The sequence below is a fragment of the Lactococcus allomyrinae genome (genome assembly GCF_003627095.1).
Taxonomy (GTDB): Bacteria; Bacillota; Bacilli; order Lactobacillales; family Streptococcaceae; genus Lactococcus; species Lactococcus allomyrinae.
Window position 1 is genome coordinate 1,872,161 of sequence record NZ_CP032627.1, and the last position, 15,745, is coordinate 1,887,905.

Annotated in this window: 29 protein-coding genes; 3 read left to right on the forward strand and 26 right to left on the reverse strand. The window is 36.4% G+C overall.

The window, feature by feature from the left end; genetic code table 11:
• Positions 1 to 130 precede the first annotated feature (130 nt).
• Positions 131 to 973 (forward strand): hypothetical protein, encoded by an 843-nt coding sequence (locus D7I46_RS08640; protein ID WP_120772537.1) that lies wholly within the window; start codon positions 131 to 133, stop codon positions 971 to 973.
• A gap of 559 nt (positions 974 to 1,532) precedes the next feature.
• On the opposite strand, the gene D7I46_RS08650 is transcribed toward D7I46_RS08640, so the two are convergent.
• Positions 1,533 to 1,730 carry a helix-turn-helix domain-containing protein gene (locus D7I46_RS08650; protein WP_120772539.1) on the reverse strand — a complete coding sequence of 66 codons (198 nt, stop codon included), beginning with the start codon at positions 1,728 to 1,730 and terminating at the stop codon, positions 1,533 to 1,535.
• A gap of 73 nt (positions 1,731 to 1,803) precedes the next feature.
• Here D7I46_RS08650 and D7I46_RS08655 point away from each other — a divergent pair, with 73 nt between their 5' ends.
• On the forward strand, positions 1,804 to 2,706 hold the full coding sequence (locus tag D7I46_RS08655; RefSeq protein ID WP_120772540.1) for a hypothetical protein: 903 nt from the start codon (positions 1,804 to 1,806) through the stop codon (positions 2,704 to 2,706).
• A 200-nt stretch (positions 2,707 to 2,906) separates the two neighbouring features.
• On the opposite strand, the gene D7I46_RS08660 is transcribed toward D7I46_RS08655, so the two are convergent.
• From D7I46_RS08660 to D7I46_RS08680, 5 genes are all read right to left on the reverse strand, one after another.
• Positions 2,907 to 3,530, reverse strand: a complete 624-nt coding sequence (locus D7I46_RS08660) for a hypothetical protein (protein WP_120772541.1) — start codon at positions 3,528 to 3,530, stop codon at positions 2,907 to 2,909.
• A gap of 61 nt (positions 3,531 to 3,591) precedes the next feature.
• Positions 3,592 to 4,437: a hypothetical protein gene (locus tag D7I46_RS08665; protein WP_120772542.1), complete on the reverse strand. Its 846-nt coding sequence runs from the start codon at positions 4,435 to 4,437 to the stop codon at positions 3,592 to 3,594.
• Between the two features lie 48 nt (positions 4,438 to 4,485).
• Positions 4,486 to 4,806 (reverse strand): hypothetical protein, encoded by a 321-nt coding sequence (locus D7I46_RS08670; RefSeq protein WP_120772543.1) that lies wholly within the window; start codon positions 4,804 to 4,806, stop codon positions 4,486 to 4,488.
• A 53-nt stretch (positions 4,807 to 4,859) separates the two neighbouring features.
• Entirely contained in the window at positions 4,860 to 5,561 is a 702-nt protein-coding gene (locus D7I46_RS08675) for a helix-turn-helix domain-containing protein (protein WP_120772544.1), read from the reverse strand.
• Between the two features lie 11 nt (positions 5,562 to 5,572).
• Positions 5,573 to 5,803 carry a hypothetical protein gene (locus tag D7I46_RS08680; RefSeq protein WP_120772545.1) on the reverse strand — a complete coding sequence of 77 codons (231 nt, stop codon included), beginning with the start codon at positions 5,801 to 5,803 and terminating at the stop codon, positions 5,573 to 5,575.
• Positions 5,804 to 5,846: 43 nt separating this feature from the next.
• Between D7I46_RS08680 and D7I46_RS08685 the strand changes: the two genes are divergently transcribed.
• Positions 5,847 to 6,158 (forward strand): hypothetical protein, encoded by a 312-nt coding sequence (locus D7I46_RS08685; RefSeq protein ID WP_162930868.1) that lies wholly within the window; start codon positions 5,847 to 5,849, stop codon positions 6,156 to 6,158.
• A gap of 5 nt (positions 6,159 to 6,163) precedes the next feature.
• Here the strand turns inward: D7I46_RS08685 and D7I46_RS08690 are convergent, their stop codons facing one another.
• The 20 genes from D7I46_RS08690 to rpsS form a co-directional block, all read right to left on the reverse strand.
• A complete protein-coding gene (locus D7I46_RS08690) occupies positions 6,164 to 6,355 on the reverse strand; it encodes a hypothetical protein (RefSeq protein ID WP_120772547.1) in 192 nt (63 codons plus the stop codon).
• Positions 6,356 to 6,434: 79 nt separating this feature from the next.
• Entirely contained in the window at positions 6,435 to 6,635 is a 201-nt protein-coding gene (locus D7I46_RS08695; RefSeq protein ID WP_120772548.1) for a hypothetical protein, read from the reverse strand.
• Between the two features lie 263 nt (positions 6,636 to 6,898).
• Positions 6,899 to 7,750, reverse strand: coding sequence for a DNA/RNA non-specific endonuclease (locus D7I46_RS08700; protein ID WP_420844005.1), 852 nt, complete (start codon positions 7,748 to 7,750; stop codon positions 6,899 to 6,901).
• Positions 7,751 to 8,218: 468 nt separating this feature from the next.
• A complete protein-coding gene (locus tag D7I46_RS08705; RefSeq protein ID WP_120772549.1) occupies positions 8,219 to 8,554 on the reverse strand; it encodes a hypothetical protein in 336 nt (111 codons plus the stop codon).
• 30 nt (positions 8,555 to 8,584) lie between these two features.
• On the reverse strand, positions 8,585 to 9,403 hold the full coding sequence (locus tag D7I46_RS08710; RefSeq protein ID WP_120772550.1) for a hypothetical protein: 819 nt from the start codon (positions 9,401 to 9,403) through the stop codon (positions 8,585 to 8,587).
• A 361-nt stretch (positions 9,404 to 9,764) separates the two neighbouring features.
• Complete coding sequence (locus D7I46_RS08715) at positions 9,765 to 9,947, reverse strand: hypothetical protein (protein ID WP_120772551.1); 183 nt, start codon at positions 9,945 to 9,947, stop codon at positions 9,765 to 9,767.
• 27 nt (positions 9,948 to 9,974) lie between these two features.
• Entirely contained in the window at positions 9,975 to 10,121 is a 147-nt protein-coding gene (locus tag D7I46_RS13310) for a hypothetical protein (RefSeq protein ID WP_162930869.1), read from the reverse strand.
• A 116-nt stretch (positions 10,122 to 10,237) separates the two neighbouring features.
• On the reverse strand, positions 10,238 to 10,576 hold the full coding sequence (locus D7I46_RS08720; protein WP_120772552.1) for a hypothetical protein: 339 nt from the start codon (positions 10,574 to 10,576) through the stop codon (positions 10,238 to 10,240).
• Between the two features lie 127 nt (positions 10,577 to 10,703).
• The gene (locus D7I46_RS13315) at positions 10,704 to 10,868 is read right to left on the reverse strand and encodes a hypothetical protein (protein WP_162930870.1); all 165 of its coding nucleotides are present in this window, start codon (positions 10,866 to 10,868) and stop codon (positions 10,704 to 10,706) included.
• A 231-nt stretch (positions 10,869 to 11,099) separates the two neighbouring features.
• The gene (locus D7I46_RS08725) at positions 11,100 to 11,723 is read right to left on the reverse strand and encodes a DUF6287 domain-containing protein (RefSeq protein ID WP_120772553.1); all 624 of its coding nucleotides are present in this window, start codon (positions 11,721 to 11,723) and stop codon (positions 11,100 to 11,102) included.
• Between the two features lie 154 nt (positions 11,724 to 11,877).
• On the reverse strand, positions 11,878 to 12,063 hold the full coding sequence (locus tag D7I46_RS08730; protein ID WP_003129946.1) for a type Z 30S ribosomal protein S14: 186 nt from the start codon (positions 12,061 to 12,063) through the stop codon (positions 11,878 to 11,880).
• Between the two features lie 18 nt (positions 12,064 to 12,081).
• The gene (gene rplE, locus D7I46_RS08735) at positions 12,082 to 12,624 is read right to left on the reverse strand and encodes a 50S ribosomal protein L5 (RefSeq protein WP_003129948.1); all 543 of its coding nucleotides are present in this window, start codon (positions 12,622 to 12,624) and stop codon (positions 12,082 to 12,084) included.
• 19 nt (positions 12,625 to 12,643) lie between these two features.
• Positions 12,644 to 12,949 (reverse strand): 50S ribosomal protein L24, encoded by a 306-nt coding sequence (gene rplX / locus D7I46_RS08740; RefSeq protein ID WP_120772554.1) that lies wholly within the window; start codon positions 12,947 to 12,949, stop codon positions 12,644 to 12,646.
• Between the two features lie 133 nt (positions 12,950 to 13,082).
• Positions 13,083 to 13,451: a 50S ribosomal protein L14 gene (rplN, locus tag D7I46_RS08745; protein ID WP_075525616.1), complete on the reverse strand. Its 369-nt coding sequence runs from the start codon at positions 13,449 to 13,451 to the stop codon at positions 13,083 to 13,085.
• 22 nt (positions 13,452 to 13,473) lie between these two features.
• Positions 13,474 to 13,734, reverse strand: a complete 261-nt coding sequence (rpsQ, locus tag D7I46_RS08750) for a 30S ribosomal protein S17 (RefSeq protein ID WP_120772555.1) — start codon at positions 13,732 to 13,734, stop codon at positions 13,474 to 13,476.
• Positions 13,735 to 13,753: 19 nt separating this feature from the next.
• Positions 13,754 to 13,963, reverse strand: coding sequence for a 50S ribosomal protein L29 (gene rpmC, locus D7I46_RS08755; RefSeq protein WP_120772556.1), 210 nt, complete (start codon positions 13,961 to 13,963; stop codon positions 13,754 to 13,756).
• Positions 13,963 to 14,376 carry a 50S ribosomal protein L16 gene (gene rplP, locus D7I46_RS08760; protein WP_120772557.1) on the reverse strand — a complete coding sequence of 138 codons (414 nt, stop codon included), beginning with the start codon at positions 14,374 to 14,376 and terminating at the stop codon, positions 13,963 to 13,965. The genes rpmC and rplP overlap by 1 nt, the downstream gene beginning before the upstream one ends.
• Before the next feature lie 3 nt (positions 14,377 to 14,379).
• Positions 14,380 to 15,033, reverse strand: coding sequence for a 30S ribosomal protein S3 (gene rpsC / locus D7I46_RS08765; protein ID WP_120772558.1), 654 nt, complete (start codon positions 15,031 to 15,033; stop codon positions 14,380 to 14,382).
• A gap of 12 nt (positions 15,034 to 15,045) precedes the next feature.
• On the reverse strand, positions 15,046 to 15,393 hold the full coding sequence (gene rplV / locus D7I46_RS08770) for a 50S ribosomal protein L22 (protein WP_075525611.1): 348 nt from the start codon (positions 15,391 to 15,393) through the stop codon (positions 15,046 to 15,048).
• 15 nt (positions 15,394 to 15,408) lie between these two features.
• Complete coding sequence (rpsS, locus tag D7I46_RS08775) at positions 15,409 to 15,687, reverse strand: 30S ribosomal protein S19 (RefSeq protein ID WP_003129963.1); 279 nt, start codon at positions 15,685 to 15,687, stop codon at positions 15,409 to 15,411.
• Positions 15,688 to 15,745 lie beyond the last annotated feature (58 nt).

The following is a 15,745-nucleotide window of genomic DNA, read 5'->3' on the forward strand; positions in this document are numbered from 1 at the left end:
TCACGTGTTGCAGGCAAAGAAAAAAGCAATCTCTATTTGAGATTGCATGCGACATAACGGGTTTAATGACATCGTTAGGTCAAAAATTGCGGTATAATAAAATTAAAATAGACTGCGAATAGGAGAAACAATGAATACTCAACGTTCTGATAGACATAGAAGATTAAAGCAAAATAAAATAAAAAAATGGTGGAAAAAGATGAATCTCACTCAAAAATTTATCATTTCCACTTTTTCTACTATAATCAGTCTAACAATCATAGTTCCTATTACTCAAAACATCCAAGATTTAATGCATTCTGATTCTATGTCACTTGATTATGATGTTATAGCAACCAAAAGTGGTTTTTCTAACCCTAGCACTCAAATAGTTGAGAATAGAGAAAGCAAAAATCAAACTAAACAACAAGAATATCTATATAATTTTAAACTTTCTGGGGAAACAAACATCATTAATGGAAATATAACTAAAATGCTTATCGTCTATAGCGCTAACGGAGATACCAACTTTTCAGATGGAGATTTGAAATTAGTTAAACAGAAGATAAACGAAAATTGGGGGAGTTATTTTGCTCGCATTTTTCCATTTGTCAATCCTAACAAACATCCTTTAAAAACAATGGATTGGTCACTTTCTTTATTTTTTTCTGATAAATCAGAAACCGTTGATAAACCAATATATTTAGTAACTCTTGATGAAAACAATAAAATAGATATCACTTTATTAGGAGTTCCAGCTCAATATGACGAAATAAATAAAAGTAGTTCTCCCTTAAGCATCGTTACTACCATCAACCTTTCTGGTATGCTTAACCCAACCGCTTCTCCTTCATTTTTTACAACAGAAGATTTTTTAAAAGCCCAAGATAAACTTACTTATCACGGCATTCAACCACCAGTATCTCCCGTTCAATTCAAAAAAAATATTACTGATATAAAAAAGCTAGCTAGTGATTATTTCTCCCAAAAATAATCATAAGCACTATGAACCATAAAAATAGTGATAAATAAAAGATTATTAGATATTTAAGATAATCCCCAGAAGTTAAATTTACATTGTTTGCAATAATAATCCATATGCAAAAAAATACTGTCCCACAAACAAAAATAAAATATCCTAAAAAATTTATGACTTGTCTTATTTGTTTTTTCAAACTTAGCTCCTTTTTACAATGGTAGTCATTTTGGCTTTCGTTGAATGTCTGATTTCTTATATTCTGGCGCATCGACAACCAGAGCCACCAACTCATAAATACAAAATACCCTCCCACCACTATGCACCTAAACAAAAGCGAAAATCCAACAAATTGCATCAGAAACCAAAGGATTAAGCTACATAGTAGGACGACTCCCTCGACCCAAATCCACTTTAAGATAATTTTTATTTTTCTGTTCACTGTATCTCCGTATCTAAATTTATCAGAACTAGCAAAAAAGCAACCTCTATTTAAGATTGCGTGCAACTAGATTTTCGTCGTTTCGGACGTGTATAAAACATACAAAAAAATTAACGCTCTTTCGTTGACTTAGTTCTATTTTTTATCGGGAATGAAGATATCCAGACTGACATCAAGCACTTGAGCTATTCTTACCATGTTTTCAAATGATAAATAGTTTATTTTTCCTGTATTAAGTGCTGCAAAAGTGCTAGAGGCAATTCCTGTCAATTTTGATAGCCTATAATAGGATAAATCACGTTCATTTAACAGTTGTTTTAATTTTTCTTTCATATTTATCTTTCTCATTTGTTTAGGTAATATTTATAAGTTATAATAAACTTAACCTCTATTTGAAAGGAAGTTTATGAATCCAACAACAATTAAGGATACTCTCACTTATATCGCGGTAAGTATCGTTCCAATTCTAGTTCTTATTCTTACAATTATGCAATATCGGTTGCAAAAAAGACAAACTGAATTAGAAAATATTAGTAAAATTATTCAATCAAATAATTCAGGAGATAATTATATAGATATTGATAACTCTATTCACTATCATATGCAAATGGAAGCCGATTATTCTGAACAAAATTATCTTTTGAAAAGAAAACTTGAAAATTTAGAATATCTCAATAAATTATTCAATAAATTATCTCCAATTGTGCTCGTCTTCATTTATGGACTGAATCTGATTAACTATTTACTTCCTTTTCCTAAATATCCATCTTCTAATGCTTTAATTGATAATTTAGTAAAATATCTAAAATTCATTTTACTCTCCATGTATAAAGCGGTCTTCCCTACAATTACAAATTTTTTGTGGTTGATTCTGTTACTTTTGATTACGTTAATGATTAGAAAATTTATTTTAAAGGGACTACTCCAAAAAATTGCTGGAAATATTGCTCTAGCGATTATTGCTTTTTCCTATTTTAAAACAATCTCGTTAGTCAAAGAGGTTAAAGTTACAAATTTACCTGAAATCTCAGCACCCTCTTTGGTTGCACAAAATCAAACAACATCTATTACTATCCAAACAACCGAAATAATTAGCAGTTTTTCTCCAGAGTTCATTATAATTTTCTCAATCTTATCTCTCATATTTCTATGGACTATTTCTTCTCATCTTATTGATATTTTGTTTGAATCTTTCGGGGAAACTAAAGATTTTAAACGCTTAAAGTTTCTTTTCCCACGCTTAGTCTTTTACTTATTCATGATTATTATCGTTTTCCTTATCACTTTGGGAGTAAAGACAATACAATGAAATGATTGACCCTATAATAAGAATCAAACCAATCAACAAAAAATCTACTCTTTTTGTTGCACATCCAATTTTAACAACACCCTCTCCACCTATTAGAAATACCACCCACATTACGATATCTTTTTTAATTTTTTTGTTCACTGTATCCTCCATCTCTAAATTTGTCAGAACTGACAAAAATAAAGGCTTTATCAGATGATTTACTCATTATCCGCATCGTAACTGGCTGGTTTCTGAGGAAATTCAATCTTGACTAAAGGTTGATAAACCTTTCTGGTACTGACAATCGTTTTAAAAGTAACGTCTTGAGGGCTACTAAACCAAACCTCATCAAAAAACTTTTGCTTCGCTTGTTCCACGCTTTTGTAACCAGGTGTAGTAAGTTCATTTCCCCCATCAATAAATACGGCATTTTTTAGAGTCCCTTTAACGGAGTAAACTTTTTGAGTTTGACTGACAGGAACAAAGAACAAAAACAATGTAGAAACAGTAATTATTCCTAGAATTGCAAACCCAAGCCATTGCTTTCTCCTCAGAAGCAAGATAAAACTAGCAATAACCGTCACAACTAATAAAATAATTCCCAGTCCTCCTGTGACGAATAGGATAAATTTGAGAACGGTATGATCATAATTAGAATTATAGAGATAATCAACGATAGACATCCTATGGTCAACGCTTGCCGCATAGACCGCTATACTCAAAAAAGCAAATATAGCACTAATCCCTAACAAAATAAGCAGCCCAATAATGCCACCAATAACGATATAGAGCAAATGCTCATTCAACGTTTTGAGCACTATTTTTTGTTTTCCTTTATACATTTCACTCTCCTTTTTTAGAATCAAAAAAAACGACTTCCGAATCTGAAAGTCGTTTGCTTGTTTATTTGAATGGATTGACTATTGGCTTACTTGACTCTTGGTTGTTCTGATCTGCAGCCGCATCACTAAGAGAATTATCAGCTGGAGAACTTCCAGGAGTTGATGGCACAGATGAACCACCACCTGAACTTGATGAACCGCCACTTGAAGCATTACCGCTTGAACCAGAGTTCGTATAACCATTCCCTCCAGTATTGCTTGAACTTCCTGAACCGTTGCTAGAAGTGCCATATCCACTTGCATAGTTTGACGTAGTATTCGCTGATGCCGCTGCTTTCGCTTGTGCATCTGCTGCAGTTTTTGCTTTGGCCGCCGCATCCGCAGCTGCTTTTGCCTTCGCTTCTGCCGCTTTAGCCTGAGCTTCACTCGCCGCAATTTCTTTGTTCAGCTGAGTTTTAAGAGCTGTATCGTATGGACTGGTCAATTTATTGACTGCCGTGTGCGCTGCTTTATCTTTTGTTGCATTTGTCGCATCTTTTTGGAACGCTGTAACGGCAGCTTTTGCGGCTGTTTCCAACTTAATGCGATCGTGGATACTTGCAATTTCCGCATTCCTTTCTTTGTTTAGCTTAGTATTTTTAACCAATGCCACCGCACTTTGTGCAGCAGAGACATTTTCAATACTGTCCACTTTTTCAGCCGTCAAGAGCGCTGCTTTCGCTTCACTTTCAGCGGCTGCTTCACGTTTAGCTTCTGCTTTCTTGGCTGTCTCTACTTTTTGCTGGGCAACAACTTTGTCATGGTGGACATTAGCGCTATGAATGGAGAATCCTGTTCCTACGCCACCAAGGATAAGCACTCCTACAACAGCACCTCCAACAATGGCCTGCTTTTTCGTAATCTTCATCTGATTTCTCCTTTAATCTGCTGTCTATTTATCAATTTTTTTATTTGTCTATTTTTCTATTTTCTTAAACCAGGCAAGCTGCAGACCATTTGTCTGTGCAAACCTTTTTGCTTGCTCAATACTGGCGGTTTTAAATGCCTCATCAGGGTTGATTGTAAAAACAAGCGTTCCATCGGGTGCTGTTCGTTTATAATAAGCGGTAGCATTCACAGGAAGTCCCTTAATACGGTTACCACTAATTTTGTAGCCGACGGCTTGTGCCAAGATTGTCTCAGTTTCAAGTAGTTGTGTTTTTCCCGTTTTTACTCCCTTACCAGTAATCGTGAAGGGGGCTGTTTTTCGATAAAGCGGAATAATCTTTTTTGCCATTTTGTTACCTCTATTTTACCATAGTTTAAGGTTGTTTTGCACAGTCCATTCTCTTAATCTATTTCTTTGATTTTCAAACGATACCCTTTTGCGGAGCGTCCTGATTTTAATGTTTCTAATACACATTTCACGGAGTAAGTTTCTTCAAGAGAAGTTATTGCTGTCTTTAGCACATAACCACGAAAGCGAGAGTTATCCATTGGCTGTTGTTCTATTTCTAAAAACCAGCTTTGAAAATCTTGTACTGAGCCTTTAATTACCGTCTCCTTACTTCCTGCAGCTTTGTTAAACTTCCAAAGTCCGACAAGGGGAGGAAGGTATTTTTTTACAAGTGGTCTTGGTCTATGCATCTGCTTTTCCATGATAACCAACTGAGGGAGTCGTTCAATAGGAACTGGGAATAATTCTATCGTTCTGCGTTCCTCATTGAGAACTTTACAAAGCGATTGTGCTTCCAATAATGAAAATTTATTGAGAGTTTTAAATTGCGATGTCCATTTGTCATTAACTGATAATGTCTTTGCGATGCTTGTATTGACAATCATGTAGTCCTTCCGCTCTCCTATTTCAAACAGTTCATTAGGACTGATAGAGAGTACCTCGCAGATGCTTTGTATATTCTCATAAGAAATTGAACCCTGTTTCTGCGTAAGCATTAAATTCACATTTTGCCGTGCAATACCTGTCAAATCTGCGAAAACAGATTTTTTCATTTGCTTTTCTTTGAGAATTTCCGCAATTTTATTCTTTGCCATCCTCAGCTCCTTTATAGAAAATCGTCAATACTCATCTGGCCATCCTCTTTTTCTGCCACTTCATGAAGTAAGGCTTCCATTGCTTTAACTTTATAATTTTCTAGGGCGGTCACATCAAGATAATATTCAATCGCAAGACTTAACAAATCAATTTGTGTTTTATTTGTTGCGAGCTTCAAGATTTTCAGTTTTTCGTGTGCTTCAGCCGTGATTTTCACGGAAATTTCAGGTACTTTTGTCATTTTCTGCCTCTTTATTTATGCTGTCTTTTGGTATAATAAGGTTATGAAAAATTATATTTTGTATATCACTTGTGAACCTAAAAAGTCTCATCAATTTCCTAGTTTTGAAGAAAATCATTGGGAACGACTTTTTAAACATCATGCTTTCGAGTGTCAACGTATTGAGCTCAGTCCTTTTGATTTCGGAATTCCCTTGGAACAGACTGTCATTATCCAGACAGATGCCCCTCAGTCTGAAATAGAGGTATGGCTCTCTAATTGGGCTTCAACTGTTGAAAAACCATTTTATTTAGTCAATCAACTTGGAGAAAACTATGCAACTAACAATCCAAGACTTACCAAATCTCTTCAGTAAGTTAGCTATTTTCCATAGTTCTCAAAAATTCCTTTCGATTCTTTAAAATCTTTGATTGTTTCCTCAAAGTTGAAGCTCTCAAATTCTTCTTCCGTTAAATCTAAATCAAATCCTGGTCCGTCGCCTTCTGCTGGACTATAACCCACTCGCCAAACTCCTGCTGGTTTTGGGTCTCTAAACGCTCTGACTATTTTCATTTTGTTTTCTCACTTTCATTTCTAGGCTGGGTTTTCAACTCAGCTTTTATTTTTCTACTTCAGGTGTAAAAATGTAATATTACACTTTTTCTGAGGGCTGATGAGTAAATATTCCTTTTTTAAGTTCAAAATCTTTGATTGTTTCCTCAAAGTTGAAGCTCTTTAATTCTTCTTCTGTTAAATCTAAATCAAATCCTGGCCCGTTGCCTTCACCTGGTCTATAACTCACTCGCCAAACTCCTGCTGGTTTTGGGTCTCTAAACGCTCTGACTATTTTCATTTTGTTTTCTCACTTTCATTTCTAGGCTGGGCTTTCAACTCAGCTTTTATTTACTTATTCCACCACCAATTATATGAATTGTGGCAAAGACTAATATTTTTATCAAAATATAACTAAAAAAACTGCACCTCCTATTTCAAAATTTGCTTTCCAATAATTTTTCCAAGTGAAACTTGCCTTGTACTTATTCGAAGTACTTATAACAAAGGTTGTAAAAATTATAAAAAGCCAAAATCCTACGGACAGTACGAAAACAATGTTGTTCACTTCGCTTTTACCTCTCCTGTCTGATAATCAATTAGCAAATTAGGAGCTGTGTTTTCAAGAACAACTTCTGTCACACTGTTAACTGTTTTCTCAAATGGACTTCCCAATTTAATTTGAATCAGTTTACCTTGCGAGTCAAGCCCGACATAATCTAATTTGATTTGACGAGCCACCAACTCACTTCCCTGATAAATAGGTGTGACCTTGTAGTCAAGATACTCATTAGGGTTCCGTGCTAGCCAATGATCTAAACGGTTTTCATAATAGAGCATCGCTTTATCATTTGAATCATTCATACTATCATAATTTCCTTGATTAACCCAGGCGGTTTCTGTTATCAAGTTTTTAGGCTCATCATTGAGTCCTGAAAATTGATAACCAACTAAATGTCCACGGTTCATAACCCACGCAGATTTTCCCTTTTCGTAAGGGAGCTTATAATTATGCCATCCTGATGGATCATAAGTCAACTGTGCTTCCCTCTTCTCTGTTGGTTCATCGCTATTTTTAAGTTGGATATGAGCATAAGTCGCACGTCCCAAAATATCAAGTTTACCTAAGACAAGCTCTTTTTTCTTTTCAAAAGGGAGAATATCTTTATCAGCTGAACGATCTGCAGCTTGCTTTGTTCCTGGTAATTTTATTCCTGGGAGCTTAATGCTCTGTACTTTTTGATCAACTTTCTGTGTAACATTTTGTTTGTCCACAAACTGTCTGAACGGCGTAACATGACGATAACAATAATTCCAAATCGTTAATACAAAGAAAATTGCTAAACCGATTGATAAGATGACTTTCAAGAGCCATAGCAAACAACCACTAAAACATCCTTTTGTTTCTTTTTTCAAATTTCTCCTTTTCTACTCATTTATTTTTCTATTTATCTTTTTTTCTATTATTTTATTCATTCACTTGATTTTACTGACTTTTCATCAAAAAATAATCAAAAGGTTTTTAGCTTACCTCAAACTGTCCGTCTAGCGGATCGGTGTGACACTACCTAACAGAACACGATTTTCGGTGCCCTATGGTCTAATTCCCACGGTCTCTGTCTCACTCAGATCCGCATACGACGCTGTACCCGCCCGTTACGTAGTCACTTTGATTAGCAGGGGAATAGATATTAAGTTTTCAATGAACGGTAGGGTAGAGGGCATTCTTTTTGTCCTTTCGAGCACTTTTGAAATTGCTTTAAACTCATGTTTTAGACAATGATTAAGATGTTTAACTCTAGCCGTTACGAAGTTTACTGATTGTGAGAAGCATTGATTTTGCAAATCAGCAAAACCAAGTGAATGAATGATTTTTGATAAGACTCAGCGATACTTTTCAGGAAGATAGAAATAATATTCTCGCCAAGCAAGTCCTGTAGTCAGCAAACGTTGTCCCATTTCTCTACGCTTTGCAACAAGTACACCGTTAATTGCTATCGTCTTAATGACGGGAAAAATCTCTTCAAATTCTGTCACTTTCTGAAAGACTTCGCCATCAAGCAGCAAGTCTTCTATAAAGAAATGAGACTTTAGAATGCCATGATGGCCATTATACAAACGTACTGTAGCGTGCTTTGTCGCAGCAAAGGCGGTAAGAAATTGTTTATTAACATCAACTGATTTATATTTGGGGTTAGGAATTGCGGAAATGTAGGTCATGTTGTCTCCTTATAATATATTTTGTGCTGTCTAATTGTTATTCCACGGGCCATCCATTGGGATAGTAATACCTTTTTCTTTCATCTTTTGTAGTTCTTTTGTATCTTGTAGTTTTTGTAGTTGCCGCTTTTGCGCATCTAATTGGTATTTGGCATATTGTTTTTTCATATTATTTACAAGATACTGTACAAAATAATCAGGATTAACCAGATGCTCTTGTGTAAATTCCCAAGCTATACTAAATCGGAGTTTGACATCGTAAGGATCAGCTCCTTCTTTGAATTCCCTGATGAACTCATCTTTCATTTCTTGACGATCGTCGTCTCCAAGCAAATCATTTCCGTTCTCATTGACGACTTCAAAACTATCTATCGTGTTAAATTCTGCTTCAAACACCATTTTTGCAGCCTCAGAATAAGCTTTTGTTAATTCATCTTGTTCTGCTTCAAGTTCTGGTGCTTCTGTATTTGTTACCAATTCTGGTGGAATAGTTTTGACGGGTTCTTCATGAAGCGTCCAAAGAGTTCCGTATTCAAATTCTTTTCCTGACTTGGATACGCCCTTAACTGTGGTATATTGTCCTTTTTCATCTCGAATTCGTTCTTTGGTAATATAACCGTAGGCTTGCAATTCTTTCCAAATACGATTAAATTTGGTTTTCCCAGCTTTCCCATGCTTCATAATCTCACTTTTGTAGAAAATCCATTCAGGGTTATTGTTGCTTCTTAACATCTGTGTGAGAACACCAATGTGTTCCCAATCCAATCTAGCATCATCAAGAATATCTTCATCAACGAGTGCATAGTGTTTTTTCCGAATAATGCGGACGGCTTCTTCCATTTCTGACATAATATTTTCTCCATTTTATATTTTGCTCCCTGCCAAAGGAGTAATTTAACTCAATCATAAAGAGTCGAACCTTGTTCGTCATTCTGCCTCCATTCACAGAGTTGATGATTGAAAAATGCAGCACAAACTCATAAGTCTGCTATACAGAATGTGGGAATCGAACCCAAAAACAGCCGCTCTGCATTCTGTGGTTGACGTATTGTTTGGCAGACCAACACGTCGAAGTCGTTTTATGTCAGAAATATGGGATTGTACGACGCAGCCCAATTAACCTTGCAGGAGTTGAACCTGCGTTACTCACACCTCAGTTAAGACATTCAACCACTGTGAGCTTCTCCAGAGAAAGGCCAAAAATTATTTTTTAATGGTAACTATGAGTCATCATTTGTATTGCTACTTTTGTTTCCACAATAAGCCAACCAATGAGCCATAAGGGGACCAAAATGGGTAAAACTATAATCATAACCAGTAAGAGCGAAAACCCCATTAAACCACTTAAATGAACTTCATCATCATAAGGCATTTCATCAAAATCTAAAATCATTACCAAACCTTTTTTTCTGCATTTATCCTAAGAAAATACAATCCCTCTGTACTTCCAACCTTCTGAAAATGCAAGTTTTAGAAATCGTTGATCTGCTTCACGGGCATTTCCCGCATAAAGAGAAAACTTAAAATCTTTCCCCTGATAACTGAATTCTCCATAATATTTGAGCATCTTATTTTCCTCTTCCTATTTTTCCTCAACTCCATAGCACCATGTTTTAGCAAAGAGGTTTTGGTGCTCAATTCTTTGGTACATATCAATAGCTGGTGTGAAGCCCAACCAGTCCCTCACTTCTTGAGGTAAATCTTTGTCAATAAAGATTGCCCCAACCACCAGTTCTCTTTTTGGCGTGCTTTGATAAAGTCTGCTATGAATTCGGGAGTTGTTTCTAATTCTTGGTCAAGTTCACTACGATTGGGAACTTTTAGTGTCTTAGTGTTTTGTGCAAGTTTAAAACCCTTGAATAACACTTCTTGAATTTTGTCGTATTGAAGCTCAAAATATTCGTTAAGAACTTCTTGAGTATTATCCATATTTTCTCTCAAACGTTGAAGTTCTTGAGAGTAAAGCTCTTTGGTCAAAACAAGTTTTTCAATATCCTCTTTACTTATTTTTTCTAAGTCCATTAAATATCCATCTCCTTTTTCCCAGAGAATACAATCAGCTTTTTATTCATACTCAAGCCTTTCTCTGTGTCGTTCTATCAATCAAACAAGCGATTTCTGAGCCGTTTAAGTTGTATTTCATCTGTCATTATTTCTTCTTCTCCAACTTCTTATAATTTTTTTCGTAAAGTTCTGCTTTGCTCCCATAAGGCATTTTAAATTGTTCAGCATCTTTTTTTGTTGGAAAATAATATTCTTTAAATGAACGAGAATTATTAAAAGCAGAACCATTAATTCTTACAACATAAGTCATGCCATACTGACCCCCCTTTAAATTTTAGTAACAAAAAAGAGAATAGACTAACATCTATTCTCAACTTTTTCGTTACTAAAATTTAATATTTGTCCAAACCCTTGGTATTACTAGATTTTTGATTTTTCTACAAACTCTAGACGGTTACTTTACAATGTTTTCGGGTGTGTCATGGTTTTTTCTATAAAAAAAGTTACTGACAGAAATTCTGTCAGTAACTTTCATCATAGCTTACGAATTCGGACTTGTTGTATCATTACTTATCTTGTAAAAAAATGACATTGGGTTAGTATCAAATATTTCCAAACCCTCATCATCTGAAGTTATTGCAAATCTATCTTTTGTCCTATCTGTTTTATCCGTTTGTGAAGAATTTGCAAAAGTTGGCGAGCTGTTAGCCGCAGCAAACATGAAGCCCATGTGTTTTCCAAGATTCACAGCATCAGCAATAATAATCCCATTCTTTGATTGTGGACCAGATATAACTCTTTGATATTCTGAACTAAAAATGATGGTACCATTTTTCAGAACAGCTTTACCACTTCCGTCAGTAGTTTGCCATGTTCCGTTTAAAGAAGAATAGTTACCTGTAAGAATTTGTGAACTATTAGCAGCCTCATACTGACTAGTTGAACTTGAACTTATGTCTGAACTTGAACTCGTACTTATACTTGAAGATTGTGAACTACTGCTTGGGAGACTTTCCTTACTTTTTGTACTTTGTGACGAACTAGTATGCTCAGTTTTTTTACTTTCTTTACTCCCACTACTACAAGCTGTTAAAGTCGCTAAAACTCCTAAAAAAATTACAGAAACTGTTACATACTTTTTGATTTTAACAAATTTCCTTTCCATAAATTTCTCCTATTCTTCAGTTATTATAGCAAATTATTACTTTTATTTCACTCCTTAGAAAACGCTTTCTTTATCATAAGCATTCTATGATACAAAAAAATTACTGACAGAAATTCTGTCAGTAATTTTTATTCGTTACACGATAATTAACAAATTACCATGATGCTTTTTTAACGCCTGGCAATTGACCTTTGTAAGCCAATTCGCGAAGACAGATACGGCAAAGTTTAAATTTGCGGTAAACTGAATGTGGACGTCCGCAACGTTCGCAACGAGTATAAGCTTGTGTTGAGAATTTTGCAGGGCGTTGGTTTTTAACAACCATAGATTTCTTAGCCATTTATGTATTCTCCCTATCTTATTTAGCGAACGGCATGCCGAGTTTAGCAAGCAATTCACGTGATTCTTCGTCAGTGTTAGCAGTTGTTACGATAACAATATCCATACCACGAACTTTATCAACATCATCATAGTTGATTTCTGGGAAAATCAATTGTTCTTTCACACCAAGTGTGTAGTTACCGCGACCGTCAAACGCTTTGTTTGAAACACCGTGGAAGTCACGTACACGTGGGAGTGAAACAGTAACCAATTTGTCCAAGAATTCGAACATACGTTCGCCACGAAGAGTTACTTTCGCACCGATTGGCATACCTTCACGAAGACGGAAAGCAGCAACTGATTTTTTAGCTTTAGTAATCAATGGTTTTTGACCAGAGATCAAAGCCAATTCAGCAACAGCTTTATCAAGGTTTTTAGAGTTGTTTACAGCATCTCCAACACCCATGTTGATAACGATTTTATCAACTTTTGGTACAGCCATGATTGAAGTGTAATTGAATTGTTCAGTCAACGCTGGTACTACTTCGTTAGTATATTTTTCTTTCAAACGATTAGTCATATTATTTCTCCTTTCCGCCTTAGTCTAAAATTTCGCCAGATTTTTTGTTGAAACGAACTTTTTTATCGTCAACAACTTTGTAACCTACACGACCAGCAACACCATTTTTATCGAGCACTTGCACGTTAGAAACGTGGATAGGTGCTTCAATTTCAAGAATTGCGCCATTAGGATTTACAGCGTTAGGTTTTTGGTGTTTCTTCATGATAGCAACACCTTCAACAACGACTTTATTCAATTTTGGCAAAGCTTTGAGGACTTTACCAGTAGTTCCGCGATCTTTACCTGCGATAACTTTAACTGTATCACCAGTTTTTACAAACATGTCTATTTCCTTTCTTACGCCCAAAGGGCACCCTGAAAATACTTTTTCAGGGGACTATTCTGTTAATAATAACAGTAAAATATGATTCTGTCAAAAAATTTTTCCAACAAAACCATATCTCTATAATGCTTGATTAGAGTACTTCTGGAGCAAGTGAAACGATCTTCATGTAGCCACCTTCGCGGAGTTCGCGGGCAACTGGGCCAAAGATACGTGTTCCGCGAGGAGTTTTATCGTCACGGATGAGCACTGCTGCATTTTCATCAAATTTGATGTATGAACCGTCAGGACGTTTCGCACCAGATTTAGTACGAACGATGACTGCTTTCACAACATCACCTTTTTTTACTGCTCCACCAGGGGCAGCTGATTTAACTGTAGCTACAATGATATCACCGATGCCAGCGAACTTACGTGATGAACCACCGAGAACACGGATAGTCAAAAGTTCTTTAGCACCTGAGTTATCTGCAACTTTCAAACGAGATTCTGTTTGAATCATGCTATATTCCTCCTAGTTTTGCTTAGATAATAACTGCTTCTTCAACGATTTCTACAAGACGGAAATGTTTGTCTTTAGACAAAGGACGAGTTTCCATGATACGAACGATGTCGCCAGTCTTTGCAGAGTTGTTTTCGTCGTGAGCTTTATATTTTTTAGAGTAATTGATACGTTTACCATAGACAGGGTGGTTACGCTTAGTTTCTACGACAACTGTGATAGTTTTATCCATTTTGTCTGAAACCACGCGGCCTTGATAAACTTTACGTTGATTGCGTTCCATTTATATTTCTCCTGACCTATTATTTGTTCAATTCAGCTTGCACAGTTTTTACACGTGCAATTGTTTTCTTGACTTCATCAAGTCTCGCTGTGTTTTCGAGACGACCAGCAGCTGCTTGGAAACGAAGATCAAACAATTCTTTTTTCAATTCTGCTTCGCGAGTAGCCAATTCTTCAACTGACAAAGCGCGCAAGTCTTTAAGAAGTGATTTAGTTTCGCTTAATTTCATTACGCTTCACCTCGTTTCACAAATTTAGTTTTAACAGGAAGTTTATGTGAAGCAAGACGTAACGCTTCACGAGCGACTTCTTCACTTACACCGCCCAATTCAAACATGACAACGCCACGTTTAACTGGAGCAACCCAACCTTCAGGAGCACCTTTCCCTGAACCCATACGCACACCAATAGCTTTGGCAGTATATGATTTGTGAGGGAAGATTTTAATCCAAACTTGACCGTTACGTTTCATGTAACGAGTCATAGCAATACGAGCTGCTTCAATTTGACGGTTTGTAATCCAGTGTGAAGTAGTCGCTTGAAGACCAAATTCACCGAATGATACAGTATCGCCACCTTTAGCATAACCACGCATTTTACCGCGGAATTCACGACGGTGTTTTACACGTTTTGGTACTAACATGGATTATTTTTCTCCTTTCACAGATTTTTTAGTAGGGAGAACTTCACCACGGTAAATCCAAACTTTAACACCAAGTTTACCGTAAGTTGTGTCTGCTTCTTCCCAAGCGTAGTCGATATCCGCACGGAGTGTGTGGAGTGGAACTGTACCTTCTGAATATCCTTCGCTACGTGCGATATCAGCACCATTTAGACGACCAGAAACTTGAGTTTTAATCCCTTTTGCACCAGCGCGCATTGCACGTTGGATAGCTTGTTTTTGAGCACGACGGAAAGCGATACGCGCTTCGAGTTGTTTAGCAATTCCTTCACCAACAAGATGAGCGTCCAAATCAGGTTTTTTGATTTCAACAATGTTGATGTGAACTTGTTTACCAGTCAAAGCATTGAGTTCTGCACGAAGTGCATCAACGTTGCTTCCTGATTTACCAATAACCATACCTGGTTTAGCAGTATGCAAAGTTACGATAACTTTGTTAATTGCACGTTCAGTTTCAATCAATGATACTGAGGCATCTGCAAGTTTAGTTTGGATAAGTTGACGAATTGCCAAGTCTTCGTGAAGGTAATCCGCATATTCTTTTTCAGCATACCATTTGGCATCCCAATCGCGAATAACGCCAACACGCATACCAATTGGATGTACTTTTTGACCCACGTTTTTACCTCCTTATTCTTTCTCAGCTACAACTACAGTGATGTGAGCTGTACGTTTGTTAATTGGTGAAGCTGAACCTTTCGCACGTGGACGGAAACGTTTCATTGTTGGTCCTTCGTTAACAAAAGTTTCACTAACTACCAAGTTAGCTTTTTCAAGACCAAAGTTGTTTTCTGCATTAGCGATAGCTGAGTTCAAAACTTTCTCAACTTCTACAGCAGCTTTAGTCGGTGTAAATTTCAAGATTGCAATTGCATCTGCAACACGTTTCCCGCGGATAAGATCGATAACAAGACGAGTCTTACGAGGTGAAACGCGAACTGTTTTTGCAGTTGCTTTAGCTGAAGTAATTTCTGCCATTTTTTTCTCCTCCTATTAGCGACGTGTTTTCTTGTCGTCAGCAGCGTGACCACGGTAAGTACGAGTTGGTGCGAATTCACCAAGTTTGTGTCCAACCATATCTTCTTGAACGTAAACCGGTACGTGTTTGCGACCATCATAAACAGCGATAGTAAGTCCTACAAAGTTAGGAAAGATTGTAGAACGACGTGACCAAGTTTTAATCACAGATTTTCTTTCGGCGTTGACTTGAGCTTCAACTTTTTTCATCAAATGCTCATCGACGAAAGGTCCTTTTTTAAGACTACGACCCATTGTATGAGTTTCTCCTTTAAATTTTGTTACCACGCTGGTTACTAGGACCAGGTTGGCG

What these genes read in the sequence shown, in the direction of transcription:
- D7I46_RS08715 (WP_120772551.1), bottom strand. Translation starts at nt 9,947, where the DNA reads ATGATTTTAGATTTTGATGAAATGCCTTATGATGATGAAGTTCATTTA.
- rplV (WP_075525611.1), bottom strand. Translation starts at nt 15,393, where the DNA reads ATGGCAGAAATTACTTCAGCTAAAGCAACTGCAAAAACAGTTCGCGTT.
- D7I46_RS08690 (WP_120772547.1), bottom strand. Translation starts at nt 6,355, where the DNA reads ATGAAAATAGTCAGAGCGTTTAGAGACCCAAAACCAGCAGGAGTTTGG.
- rpsS (WP_003129963.1), bottom strand. Translation starts at nt 15,687, where the DNA reads ATGGGTCGTAGTCTTAAAAAAGGACCTTTCGTCGATGAGCATTTGATG.
- D7I46_RS13315 (WP_162930870.1), bottom strand. Translation starts at nt 10,868, where the DNA reads ATGACTTATGTTGTAAGAATTAATGGTTCTGCTTTTAATAATTCTCGT.
- D7I46_RS08685 (WP_162930868.1), top strand. Translation starts at nt 5,847, where the DNA reads ATGAAAAATTATATTTTGTATATCACTTGTGAACCTAAAAAGTCTCAT.
- D7I46_RS08705 (WP_120772549.1), bottom strand. Translation starts at nt 8,554, where the DNA reads ATGACCTACATTTCCGCAATTCCTAACCCCAAATATAAATCAGTTGAT.
- D7I46_RS08640 (WP_120772537.1), top strand. Translation starts at nt 131, where the DNA reads ATGAATACTCAACGTTCTGATAGACATAGAAGATTAAAGCAAAATAAA.
- rplP (WP_120772557.1), bottom strand. Translation starts at nt 14,376, where the DNA reads ATGTTAGTACCAAAACGTGTAAAACACCGTCGTGAATTCCGCGGTAAA.
- D7I46_RS08730 (WP_003129946.1), bottom strand. Translation starts at nt 12,063, where the DNA reads ATGGCTAAGAAATCTATGGTTGTTAAAAACCAACGCCCTGCAAAATTC.
- rpsQ (WP_120772555.1), bottom strand. Translation starts at nt 13,734, where the DNA reads ATGGAACGCAATCAACGTAAAGTTTATCAAGGCCGCGTGGTTTCAGAC.
- D7I46_RS08655 (WP_120772540.1), top strand. Translation starts at nt 1,804, where the DNA reads ATGAATCCAACAACAATTAAGGATACTCTCACTTATATCGCGGTAAGT.
- D7I46_RS08650 (WP_120772539.1), bottom strand. Translation starts at nt 1,730, where the DNA reads ATGAAAGAAAAATTAAAACAACTGTTAAATGAACGTGATTTATCCTAT.
- rplX (WP_120772554.1), bottom strand. Translation starts at nt 12,949, where the DNA reads ATGTTTGTAAAAACTGGTGATACAGTTAAAGTTATCGCAGGTAAAGAT.
- D7I46_RS13310 (WP_162930869.1), bottom strand. Translation starts at nt 10,121, where the DNA reads ATGCTCAAATATTATGGAGAATTCAGTTATCAGGGGAAAGATTTTAAG.
- D7I46_RS08665 (WP_120772542.1), bottom strand. Translation starts at nt 4,437, where the DNA reads ATGAAGATTACGAAAAAGCAGGCCATTGTTGGAGGTGCTGTTGTAGGA.
- D7I46_RS08725 (WP_120772553.1), bottom strand. Translation starts at nt 11,723, where the DNA reads ATGGAAAGGAAATTTGTTAAAATCAAAAAGTATGTAACAGTTTCTGTA.
- D7I46_RS08675 (WP_120772544.1), bottom strand. Translation starts at nt 5,561, where the DNA reads ATGGCAAAGAATAAAATTGCGGAAATTCTCAAAGAAAAGCAAATGAAA.
- D7I46_RS08695 (WP_120772548.1), bottom strand. Translation starts at nt 6,635, where the DNA reads ATGAAAATAGTCAGAGCGTTTAGAGACCCAAAACCAGCAGGAGTTTGG.
- D7I46_RS08660 (WP_120772541.1), bottom strand. Translation starts at nt 3,530, where the DNA reads ATGTATAAAGGAAAACAAAAAATAGTGCTCAAAACGTTGAATGAGCAT.
- rpmC (WP_120772556.1), bottom strand. Translation starts at nt 13,963, where the DNA reads ATGAAATTAAGCGAAACTAAATCACTTCTTAAAGACTTGCGCGCTTTG.
- D7I46_RS08720 (WP_120772552.1), bottom strand. Translation starts at nt 10,576, where the DNA reads ATGGACTTAGAAAAAATAAGTAAAGAGGATATTGAAAAACTTGTTTTG.
- D7I46_RS08670 (WP_120772543.1), bottom strand. Translation starts at nt 4,806, where the DNA reads ATGGCAAAAAAGATTATTCCGCTTTATCGAAAAACAGCCCCCTTCACG.
- rplN (WP_075525616.1), bottom strand. Translation starts at nt 13,451, where the DNA reads ATGATTCAAACAGAATCTCGTTTGAAAGTTGCAGATAACTCAGGTGCT.
- D7I46_RS08710 (WP_120772550.1), bottom strand. Translation starts at nt 9,403, where the DNA reads ATGTCAGAAATGGAAGAAGCCGTCCGCATTATTCGGAAAAAACACTAT.
- D7I46_RS08680 (WP_120772545.1), bottom strand. Translation starts at nt 5,803, where the DNA reads ATGACAAAAGTACCTGAAATTTCCGTGAAAATCACGGCTGAAGCACAC.
- rplE (WP_003129948.1), bottom strand. Translation starts at nt 12,624, where the DNA reads ATGACTAATCGTTTGAAAGAAAAATATACTAACGAAGTAGTACCAGCG.